Genomic DNA, 10,185 nt, shown 5'->3' with positions numbered 1-10,185 from the left:
CTCGACACTCAATGAGGTTGAACTTCGGCCTTACTTCAAACAGCTTTGTCAGAGCCTTGGCGCCTCGATGATTCACGACCCCGAACAGCTCTCCCTGGACGTGACCGCCGACGAGAGCGTCGTGAAGCCCAACGTCTCGGTTAGCCTTGGACTGATCGTCACCGAGTTGGTCATCAACGCCCTGAAGCACGCCTTTCCGGATGGGCGGACCGGGAAGATCGTGGTCGACTATCACGCCCGCGGCCCGAACTGGTCTCTGTCCGTCACGGATAATGGCGTGGGCATGCCACAGGACCCGGCGGACGCCAGGCCGGGCCTGGGGACGAGCATCGTGGAAGCCCTGGCCAGACAGCTCGACGCCGTCGTTCAGGTCGCCGCCGCCCATCCGGGCACAGCCGTCACAGTCGCCCGCTCGCAGATCGCCGCTGTGCGGCCGACCGCCGAGGCTGTCTGAACTAGGCGCCCAGTACGGTCGCCTTGGGCTCTGGCGGGCTTTCGTCCTCCTGCGCCCTGCGCGGGCCCGATCGCCTGGGGATTCCCGTGCTCAGCTTCGAGTAGTCGGTGTGACGCGGCGGGATGACGGTGACGCCCGTCTCGGTGATCACGTATTCGCGGATGTCCTTGCTGTGGTTGCCGCCGCGCATCTTGATGATCACCATCGCCTTGCGGAGCTGGCCGTCGATTTCGACGTAGCGCAGCCGGATGATGTCGTCCGTCAGGAACGAGATCGCATAGTGGCTGAACTGCAGTGAGGTGAAGTTGTCCTCCACCTCCACCGTGCTGAGGATGGTGATCCCGGCGCCGGTGAGCGCGCCGATCATCCGGTAGAGCGACTCCCGGAAGTCGGTGCGGAACCCGGGCGCGAGCGCCATCTCGAACCCGACCAGGGAGTCGATCACCAGCCGCTTCGCGCCGACCCGCTGGATGGCGTCGAGGATCGCCTGCATCGTCTCGTCCACGGAGAGGTCCAGGGGCCGCAGGTAGAGGACTTCAAGTGTTCCATGCTTTTCCGCGGCGCCCAGCTTCAGTCCGAAGCCGTCGGCCCGCTGGGTGTAGCTGGGCGGCCGCTCTTCGAAGATCGCCATGATCCCCGGCTCACCGTGCCGGAGACCTTCGGCGATGAACTGGGTCGCCAGGGCGGACTTGCCGGTGCCCGACGGCCCCGCGACCAGCACGCTGTCGCCCTCGAGAATCCCGCCGCCCAGCATCGCGTCGAGTTCGGGGACGCCGACCGACAGCCGCTTGCGGTGCGACGATTTGGCGGGGGTGGTGTCCAAGCCCAGCGTGCGGGAGAAGGCCTGCAGGCCATCGCCGGTGATGCTGACGGTGTGCAAGCCGGGTACGGAGGGCTGTCCGCGCAGCTTCATCACCTGCAGCTTGCGCACCACCGAGTTCCGCTCGGTGACCTGTGAGAGCCAGAAGATCCCGTCGACCATGGTGAACAGCGGATCGTCGCGGACTTCCTCCTCGACATACTCGCCGACCAGGAAGGCGGTCACCTCCGATCCGCTGAGGAACTGGGCGAGACGGTGGATGAACGCCTGGACCTCCAGTTCGCCCAGCACGATGGCGACCTTGCGCACCAGGGTGCGGAAGGAATCCAGCACCACCACGCCGGCGTTGGTCGCCGTCACCTGGGCGATGATCTCCTCGAGCACCGCGTCCAGCTTCTGTTCCAGCACCAGGTCGGAGAGGTTGATGAACCGGACCGCCGTGCCGACCTTCGCTTCGTCGAAGAAGGAGAACTGCTGCTGATACCGCAGCATCTTGATCACGGGCTCGCCAAGGACCGTGAAGTACAAGGCAGGTCTCTCCGGCGTCGCGTTGGCGAAGGCGAACTGGTGAACCAGCGTCGTCTTTCCGCTGCCGGGCGCGCCGCCGATCAGGTTGAACGAAAACTCCGGCAGGCCACCGCCGAGGATCTCGTCAAAACCCCGCACGCCGGTGGAGAGCAGACGTATTTTGACCTTGTCCGGCCCGGTCCTGCGCCTCTCAGGGCGCCGGCTTCCGGCGGTCTCATTTGGCTTTTTCACATCACTGCTCCGTCCCAAAGTCTCTTTCTTTCAACGCGATATGCGGCCAGATCTCGCCCACCAGGCCTGAGGTCAGGGTCGGGCCGATGAACGTCACCAGCAGGCCCAGCAGCTGGGCGAGGAAGATCACCCGGCCTTCCAGGAAGGTCGTCGGGGCGATCTCCGATTTGAGGCGTTCAAAGCCCTCCAAGTCCCCGTTGGCCGTCACGAAGGCGGCGGACAGCCAGGGTGCTTCGGAACTCGCCATGATCAGGGCGCGCGCGAGAAGCGCGCGGGTGCCGCCATGCCCCATCAACCGGCGCAGTCGGGGACGCAGCCTCTCTATGACGGGGTCCTCCGACGCGGCCGCGGAGGCGGAACTCGCGACGCTGGGCCACTCGAACAGGATGAGGCGCTTGGCGATCTTCCGCAGGGCTGGCGTGGTCTTGTTCAACGGGCGTGCTCGCGACGCGCCGCCCGCACGCTTGCAATGCTGAAGATTTTTGAGGGCGATGGGGACAAGAGGGCTCCTCGCTGCGGCGGGAGCATGTACTGAAGCCTGTCTCTCAGTCGTCGACGCCTAATGGTACGGCCGACGATGCCAATCCAACACTCGAAGGAGCGAGAAGTTCCCGAATTTTATCCCAATCTCCCCGGCAGCACGCCACACCGCACCAGAAGTTCCGTGTCCGGACTTCTTAGCGAAAGAGTCGTAATATTGTATTTCGCAAGTATATCAAACAGCCGCCCCACAGCCCCGCTCTTTCGGACCTGCTCTAAGCCGCCATCCGCGCCTTGAACACCCCATCCGGCAACCGCGCGGCCCGGGCCGGATGGATGAAGAAATAGTCCTTCCAGGGCCGGTCGCCGACCACTTCGAAGCGCTCCTCCAGGCGGTCGCCGTTCAGGGCGAACATGCGGTAGCCGCGCCGCTTGAAGAGGTCGATCACCTGCTCGGCCGTGCCGCCGAACCGGGCCTCCAGCATGGCCGGGTGGATCTCCAAGAGGACGTGCGGGCGGTCGCGGTCGAGGATCTTGCTCGCGCCCTCCAGCGCCATCAGCTCGGCGCCCTCGATGTCCATGCGGATGAAGTCGACCCGGTTGATGCCACGCTCGGCGCAGAAGCCGTCCAGGGTGATGACCGGGGTCGGCTGGACCTCCATGCCGGTGTCCTGCAGGTCGGGGCGCGCCTTACCTTCCGGCGCCTGGTCGGCCACGAAGGCGTAGGCGCGGCCCATTCGCCCGGTGATCTTCCGCGGCGTCACCAAGAGCATCTCGCCGGCCTTGTTCCCCACCGCCGCATGCACCGGCGTCACCCGGTCGGCGATACCGTGCCAGGCGAGCGTCATCTTCAGCACCTGGAAGGAGAAGGCCGAGGGTTCGATGGCGTAGATCGTCGCCCGCGGCGCCACCTGGGTCATGACGTAGGAATGGCGGCCGTCGCTGGCGCCCACGTGCAGGCACACCGGCGCGCCGGAGAGCAGGTCCGCGAGATAGGGCGTCTCGGGCTCGTGCTTGCGCCAGCGCGTGTTGCGCCGCCAGGCCCTGAAGGCGTGCGCCAGCACGCGTAACGAAGGCATCGCCAATAAACTCTCCGCACCCCCCCAGGTTACGTAGGCTGTTACTTAGGCTACGTCGCGGGCGACCGTCATCATGTAGTTGACCTCGGCGTCGTGGCTCTGGCTCCAGCGGCCGCTCAGGGGATCGAAGACCACGCCGAAGGGGCCGTCCACGGCCAGAGGTTCCGCCGCCAGGAAGCCCCTCAGCTCCTCGGGCTTCAGGAACTTCGACCAATCGTGGGTCCCGGCCGGCAGCCAGCGCAGGACGTACTCCGCGCCCACCTTGGCCAACGCGAGGGCCTTCAGCGTGCGGTTCAGCGTGGCGACGATCATCAGCCCGCCGGGCTTCAGCATGGCGGCGCAGTCGCGCAGGAACTGGCCCGGGTCGGCGACATGCTCGATCACCTCCATGTTGAGGATCACGTCGAACCGCTCGCCCGCCGCCAGCAGGGCCTCGGCGGTCGAACAGCGGTAGTCGACCGTGGCGCCCACTTCCGCGGCGTGGGCGCTGGCCGTGCCGATGTTGCGGTCCGAGGCGTCGACCCCGGTCACCGCGAACCCCAGCCGCGACATCGGCTCGCTGAGCAGGCCGCCGCCGCAGCCGATGTCCAGCAGCCGCAGGCCCTCGAACGGCCGCCGCGCGCGCCCGTCGCGGCCGAACCGGTGCAGGGCCTGGTCGCGGATGAAGGCCAGCCGCGTGGGGTTGAATCTGTGCAGGGGCGCGAACTTGCCCCTCGGGTCCCACCACTCGGCGGCGATCCTCGAAAACCGTTCGACCTCGGCAGGATCGATGGAGGAGTGCGTGGCGCTCATGTTCGCTCTTTACCCGTCCTCCCGGCCTTCGCGAAGCCTCGTGCAAGCTTCCTCCTCCCCTTGTGGGAGGAGGTGGCCCCGTAGGGGTCGGAGGCGGGGTTTCTCCGCCTCTCGGCGGCGCGAAAAGCCCGGCCTCACGCGGAGAGCGCAGCGCGACCCCACCTCCGTCAGCCTGCGGCTGACACCTCCTCCCACAAGGGGAGGAGGATCACTGCATTGCGGCATTGGATCGCCGTCGCTAGAACGGCGCCCTCTTGCTGCAGGGGGTTCCGGCGCGACGTGTCCCGGTTGGTGATGAAATTCGGCGGCACGTCGGTGGCCGACCTGGAGCGCATCCGCCGCGTCGCGCGGCTGGTGAACGCCGAGGTGCAGGCCGGCCATCGCGTGGCCGTGGTGGTCTCAGCCATGGCCGGCAAGACCAATGAGCTGGTCGCCTGGACCGACGGCTCCGGCGCGGCGGCGCAGGGCCTGCCCGCCTCCGACGACGAATACGACGTGGTGGTGGCCTCCGGCGAGCAGGTGACCGCCGGCCTCCTGGCCATGACGCTGCGCAACATGGGCGTGCCCGCACGGTCCTGGCTGGGCTGGCAGATCCCGATCATCGCCGACGACGCCCACGGCCGCTCGCGCATCGACGACATCCCGCCGGAGAAGCTGGCCGCGGCGATGGACGCCGGCGAGGTCGCGGTGATCGCGGGCTTCCAGGGCGTCACCCGCGACGGGCGCATCGCCACCCTGGGCCGCGGCGGCTCCGACACCAGCGCAGTGGCCATCGCCGCGGCGGTGAAGGCCATCCGCTGCGACATCTACACCGACGTGGACGGGGTCTACACCACCGACCCGCGCATCGAGTCCAAGGCCCGCAAGCTGTCGAAGATCTCCTACGAGGAGATGCTGGAGATGGCCTCTCTGGGCGCCAAGGTGCTGCAGACCCGCTCGGTCGAGCTGGCCATGGCGCAGAGCGTGCCGGTGCGTGTGCTATCGAGTTTCGTGGAGCCGGGCGAAGCTCCCGGCCAGGGCACCATCGTGTGCGACGAGGAGGAGATCGTGGAAAAGCGGATCGTGAGCGGCGTGGCCTACAGCCGCGACGAGGCGAAGATCAGCCTCTTCGGCCTGCCCGACCACCCGGGCGTCTCCTCGCGGATCTTCGGCGCGCTGGCGGACGCCAACGTCAATGTGGACATGATCGTCCAGAGCCATGCCCGCACCGCCGACACCGCCAACATGGAGTTCACCGTCGGCAAGCGCGACGCCGCGCGGGCCGTGCAGATCGTGCGTGAGGCGCAGGACTCCATCGGCTTCGACGATGTGGCGGTGAATGAGGAGGTGGCCAAGGTCTCGGTGATCGGCGTCGGCATGCGCAGCCACACCGGCGTCGCCAAGACCATGTTCCAGGCCCTGGCCGAAAAGGGCGTCAACATCCAGGTGATCTCCACCTCGGAGATCAAGATCAGCGTGCTGATCGACGCGGCCTACACCGAGCTCGCCGTGCGCGCCTTGCACGCCGCCTACGGGCTGGACCAGCTCTAGGGAGTGCGGGGATGACGGATCGGCCGGTCCGCCTCTTCTCCTACGGCACCCTGCAGCAGGCGGCGGTGCAGCTGGCCAACTTCGGCCGCCGGTTGGACGGGACGGCCGACACCCTGCCAGGCTATCGCCGCGCCATGGTGACGGTCACCGACCCCGAGGTCATCGCCGAGAGCGGGACCGACCAGCATCCCATCGTCAGCCCCAGCCCCGATCCCGCCGACCGCGTCGACGGGACGGTGTTCGAGATCACCGCTGAGGAACTGGCCGCCGCCGACGCCTATGAGGTGGCCGACTACAGGCGCGTCCAGGTCCGCCTGGACTCCGGCCTCGACGCCTGGGTCTATGTGAAGGCCTAGGCCCGCTCCGCCGACCCGGTCAGCCGGAACGCCGCCCAGCCGCCCACCAGGGCCAACGGGATCACCGAGACGAACACCCAGACCGAGGCCGACCGCGCGCTGGCCGCCGTCAGGCCCTCGGAGAAGCCGCCGAGGTTGGCCGCCACGCCGCTGATCGCCGCCCCGGCAGCGGCTCCGGTCTGGCGCACGGCGGTGATCGCCGAGGAGCCGATCGCCTTGTCCTCGTCGGACAGCGCCATCATCAGCCGCCGGCTCATGAACGACCAGGAGAGCCCGAAGGCCGCGCCCATCAGCGCCCCGCCCGCCAGCACCCATAGGAACGGCCCATCCGCCAGGGTCGCGGCCAGGACGACGAGGCTCACGATCAGGAAGACCACGCCCACCCGGATCCAGCGGCCGTCCCACAGGCCGGTCGCGCCGGCCACCAGCATGGCCGCCAGCGTCCAGGCCGCCGACTCCGAGCCGATGGCGTAGCCGGCCCAGAGCGGGGAGAAGCCGCGCAACTGCTGCAGGATCGGCGGGCCATAGATGGCGAACCCCATGGTGGCCGCGGTCATGGCGAACATGGCGAAGTAGCCGGCGCCGCAGACCGTCCGCAGGTCCCCGGCTCTATGCGGCAGCAGGCGCACCCGCAGCCGCCCGTCGATCCACACCACCAGCGCCAGGACCGCCAGCCCCGCCACGACCAAGCCGATGGAAAGCGCCCGGCCGCTGACGCTGTCGGCCACCGCGATGGCCGCCACGCCCAGGCCCAGGACGCTCAGTTGGATCCAGGGGACGCCCGGCCCGCCGCCGGCCCTGGCCGCCCCGCGCAGCAGGGCCGGCGCGGCGGCGCTGAACACGAAGGTCTGGGCGGCGAACAGCCAGAAGACGTCGCGCCAGTTGCCGGTCTGCACGACGAGGCCGCCGAACAGCGGCCCCAGCACCGTCGCGATCCCCCAGACGAAGGTCACCGCGGCGAACACCCGCGCCAGGTGCCGCTCGGGGAACAGCAAGGCGATGGCCACCATGGAGAAGCCGGAGATCCAGCCCGAGCCCAGGCCCTGGATCACCCGCCCGGTCAGGAAGAGGCCGACGTCGGGCGCCAGCGCGCTCATGAAGCAGCCGAGGGTCATTATCATCCCGGCCATGGCGGTCGCGGCCCGCAGGCCGAAGATCTCCGAGATCCGCCCTGAGCTCGCCCCGGCCAGGATCGCCCCCACCAGGAACCCCGCCGTCGCCCAGCTGAAATAAGCGTAGCCGCCGAGCTGGGCGCCGACACTGGGCATGATGGTGGACGTCACCAGGCTGTCGGCGGCGTTCAGCCAGACGCCCAGCATGATCAGGGCGAAGCGCGGCGCGCGGCCGTCCGCCAGCAGGTCGCCCCAGCTGTTGTCCCGCGGCGCCGAGCCAGTCATTTCGATAAGGTCTCCATTGTCAAATTTCGGTAGACGCTTGCCTTTATTTTTGCAATGCTTAGATTGTCAAATGCGCAGCCCGACCGACCAGATTCTGCTGACCCTGAAGATGCGCGGGCCGCAGGAGACCCTGGCGGTGGCGCGGCGGCTGGGCGTCAGCCGGCAGGCCGCGCTCCAGACCCTGACCCGCCTCGCCGCCGACGGCCTGGTGTCGCCGGTCACTGAGCGCCGCGGGGTCGGCCGGCCGCGGCAGCTCTGGTCGCTGACCGCCAAGGCGCAGGCGCGCTTCCCCGACACCCACGCCCAGCTCACCGTCGAGATGCTGGACGCCGTGCGCACCGAGTTCGGTGAGGACGGCGTCGAGCGGCTGATCGCCCGACGCGAGCGCGAACAGGAAGCCGCCTACGCGCGGGCCCTGGAGCCCGCGGTCAACTTCGAGGGCCGGCTCGCCCGCCTGGCCGCCCTGCGCGCCGCCGAGGGCTACATGGCCAAGTGGTCGCGGGGCGAGGACGGCGCCTACCTGCTGGTCGAGAACCACTGCCCGATCTGCGCGGCGGCGGCGGCCTGCCAGGGCTTCTGCCGCGCCGAGCTCGGCCTGTTCCGCGCCGCCCTGGGCCCCGGCGTCACGGTGGAGCGCACCGACCACATCCTGGCCGGCGCCCGCCGCTGCGCCTACCGGATCACCGCCCCGGCCGCCTAGCGCGCCCTCGCCGCCCCCGGCGTCGGGAGCTTGAAGCCCGGATACCAGTGGGTCGCCGTGCCCGCTGTCACGTACCAGCTCAACAGCAGGGCGCAGATCAGCGCGCCGGGGACGTAGGAATTGGTCCGCCGGTAGGTGATCGCCGCGAGGGCGCCGACGATGGCCAGCAGCGGCACGAACTGGATCGCCACGATGGTGTTGAGCGGCTCCGTCGGCGTGAACAGGAAGCCGGTGCGGAACAGGGTCGCGTACTCGACGACCAGCAGGACCAGGAAGCCCAGGGCCATGGCGATCTTCCAGGCGGCGACCTGGACGAACCAGCCCTCGCCCCGAACCGCCAGGTTGGCGCAAAGCGCGCGGACCGCCACGAGGAAGTAGACGGCCCAGAGCACAGCATAGGGGATCGCCATGAGCGCGTGGCGGCCGTCCAGCGGATGCAGACCCAGCACCCAGAAGCGGAAGTCGACCTTGAAGACCGCGTCGACGATGACCAGCGACAGATAGCCCACCGCGATGGTGGCCGCCGCGATCCCCGCCGACTTCAGCCAGGCCGGCGTGAAGCTGGACTTGCCGCCCCGCAGGACGAGGCTCAGCACAAGGCTGATGACGGCGTTGCCCAGCGCCCAGACCAGGAGCTGGTTCTGGATCGACTGCGGGAAGAGCTGCATCGGGAAGAACAGGTTCCCGACCTTCATCAGCGGATAGTAGGTCAGCGCCGGGATGGCCGTGGTGAGCAGCGCCGCCAGCCACCACTTCCAGCCCCGCCGCTCCGCCACGGGCTCGGCCGGATGGTTGAGGCTGGCGAAGACGGGCGCGCTCAGCAGAACCTCGAAGGTCCCGATCAGGAGCAGGATGAAGCCCGCGAAGCCGATCAGGGTGCCGATGTCCTTCCACAGCCAGATCTGGTCGGCCGGCGGCAGGGGATTGGCCTCGCCGGTCAGGGTCTTCTGGAACCAGTCGACGGCGCCGCCGACGCCGGCCCGGCTGAAGTGCTCCCACGGGTGGGTCACCGGCGGGTTCTCCAGCACCCGCGCGCCGCCGTCGGCGATGTCCCCATAGATCTTGCCCGGCAGAATCGGGGACGGCTGGCCGAACACCTTGGCGAGCTTCTTCGAGGTCGGGACCAGCGAGCCCTTCGGCACGCCCCACATTAGGGGGGCGAACTCATCGAACTGGCCATAGACCACCGCCAGGTTGCGGTAGCTGGCCGGGCCCTTCACGCCCAGGAAGCTCGGCGTCGAGCCCTCGAAGACGATGGCCTTGTAGCCGTCCGGCTGGGCCGCTGCGGCGGCGGTGATCGGCACCCCGCCCATGGAGTGGCCCTCGAGCCCGATGTTCGCCTTGTCGACGAAGGGCAGGCTCTGCAGGTAGGCCAGCGCCGGCGGGCCGCCCAGGTCGCGCACCTGGCCCACCGAGCCGCCGGAATAGCCGTGGCCGGCCATGTCCATGGCCAGGACCACGAAGCCGCGCCGCGCCAGCTCGATGGCGAAGGGGCTCTGCATCTCGCGGGTGTTGATATAGCCGTGGCTGACCAGCACCGCCGGCGCCGGGTGCGCCGCCGTGGCGGTCTTGGGCGTATAGAGCAGGCCCGCCTGGGTCAGCCCGTTCTCGCCCGGGAATCGCGCCTCGGTCAGGGTGACGCCGCCAGCGGTCTCAATGACGTGGGCCAGCAGCGATCCGCCGAGGATCAGCACCACGCCCAGGATGAAAAAGCCCCATTTGCGAAGCACGGCATTCCCCCTTGATGTCTTATCGTTGGCGCGACGATGCGGCCGCGGGCTGGAAAGCTCAAGCTTGGGCGCCTAATTGCGCAGCAGG

10 protein-coding genes are annotated in these 10,185 nt (G+C 68.8%); 4 read left to right on the top strand and 6 right to left on the bottom strand.

The genetic code is table 11. The features are described 5' to 3' along the window. The coding region (locus E8A49_RS04970) for a sensor histidine kinase (protein ID WP_293377004.1) at positions 1 to 454 on the top strand (454 nt) is incomplete at its 5' end. Position 455: 1 nt separating this feature from the next. Here the strand turns inward: E8A49_RS04970 and E8A49_RS04965 are convergent. The 4 genes from E8A49_RS04965 to ubiG all read right to left on the bottom strand — a co-directional run bounded on the left by E8A49_RS04965 (position 456) and on the right by ubiG (position 4,384). Continuing rightward, positions 456 to 2,033: an ATPase domain-containing protein gene (locus tag E8A49_RS04965; RefSeq protein ID WP_293377001.1), complete on the bottom strand. Its 1,578-nt coding sequence runs from the start codon at positions 2,031 to 2,033 to the stop codon at positions 456 to 458. 1 nt (position 2,034) lies between these two features. Then, the gene (locus E8A49_RS04960; protein WP_293376998.1) at positions 2,035 to 2,466 is read right to left on the bottom strand and encodes a hypothetical protein; all 432 of its coding nucleotides are present in this window, start codon (positions 2,464 to 2,466) and stop codon (positions 2,035 to 2,037) included. 322 nt (positions 2,467 to 2,788) lie between these two features. After that, positions 2,789 to 3,592: an FkbM family methyltransferase gene (locus E8A49_RS04955; protein WP_293376995.1), complete on the bottom strand. Its 804-nt coding sequence runs from the start codon at positions 3,590 to 3,592 to the stop codon at positions 2,789 to 2,791. 45 nt (positions 3,593 to 3,637) lie between these two features. Next, positions 3,638 to 4,384 (bottom strand): bifunctional 2-polyprenyl-6-hydroxyphenol methylase/3-demethylubiquinol 3-O-methyltransferase UbiG, encoded by a 747-nt coding sequence (gene ubiG, locus E8A49_RS04950; RefSeq protein WP_293376992.1) that lies wholly within the window; start codon positions 4,382 to 4,384, stop codon positions 3,638 to 3,640. Between the two features lie 279 nt (positions 4,385 to 4,663). Here ubiG and E8A49_RS04945 point away from each other — a divergent pair, with 279 nt between their 5' ends. Beyond that, on the top strand, positions 4,664 to 5,914 hold the full coding sequence (locus E8A49_RS04945) for an aspartate kinase (protein ID WP_293376989.1): 1,251 nt from the start codon (positions 4,664 to 4,666) through the stop codon (positions 5,912 to 5,914). An 11-nt stretch (positions 5,915 to 5,925) separates the two neighbouring features. After that, positions 5,926 to 6,270 carry a gamma-glutamylcyclotransferase family protein gene (locus E8A49_RS04940; protein ID WP_293376986.1) on the top strand — a complete coding sequence of 115 codons (345 nt, stop codon included), beginning with the start codon at positions 5,926 to 5,928 and terminating at the stop codon, positions 6,268 to 6,270. Here E8A49_RS04940 and E8A49_RS04935 read toward each other — a convergent pair. Then, the gene (locus tag E8A49_RS04935; RefSeq protein ID WP_293376983.1) at positions 6,267 to 7,667 is read right to left on the bottom strand and encodes an MFS transporter; all 1,401 of its coding nucleotides are present in this window, start codon (positions 7,665 to 7,667) and stop codon (positions 6,267 to 6,269) included. The genes E8A49_RS04940 and E8A49_RS04935 overlap by 4 nt on opposite strands. Positions 7,668 to 7,737: 70 nt before the next feature. On the opposite strand from E8A49_RS04935, the gene E8A49_RS04930 reads away from it, so the two are divergent. Next, positions 7,738 to 8,367: a hypothetical protein gene (locus E8A49_RS04930; RefSeq protein ID WP_293376980.1), complete on the top strand. Its 630-nt coding sequence runs from the start codon at positions 7,738 to 7,740 to the stop codon at positions 8,365 to 8,367. Here the strand turns inward: E8A49_RS04930 and E8A49_RS04925 are convergent. After that, a complete protein-coding gene (locus tag E8A49_RS04925) occupies positions 8,364 to 10,097 on the bottom strand; it encodes an alpha/beta fold hydrolase (RefSeq protein WP_293376977.1) in 1,734 nt (577 codons plus the stop codon). The two genes, E8A49_RS04930 and E8A49_RS04925, sit on opposite strands and share 4 nt — an antisense overlap. Positions 10,098 to 10,185 lie beyond the last annotated feature (88 nt).

It is taken from the genome of Phenylobacterium sp. (genome assembly GCF_004799515.1).
In the GTDB taxonomy this organism is placed as follows: domain Bacteria; phylum Pseudomonadota; class Alphaproteobacteria; order Caulobacterales; family Caulobacteraceae; genus Phenylobacterium.
The sequence above is the reverse complement of the archived record's forward strand: the minus strand, read 5'-3'. Positions and strand labels throughout refer to the sequence as shown.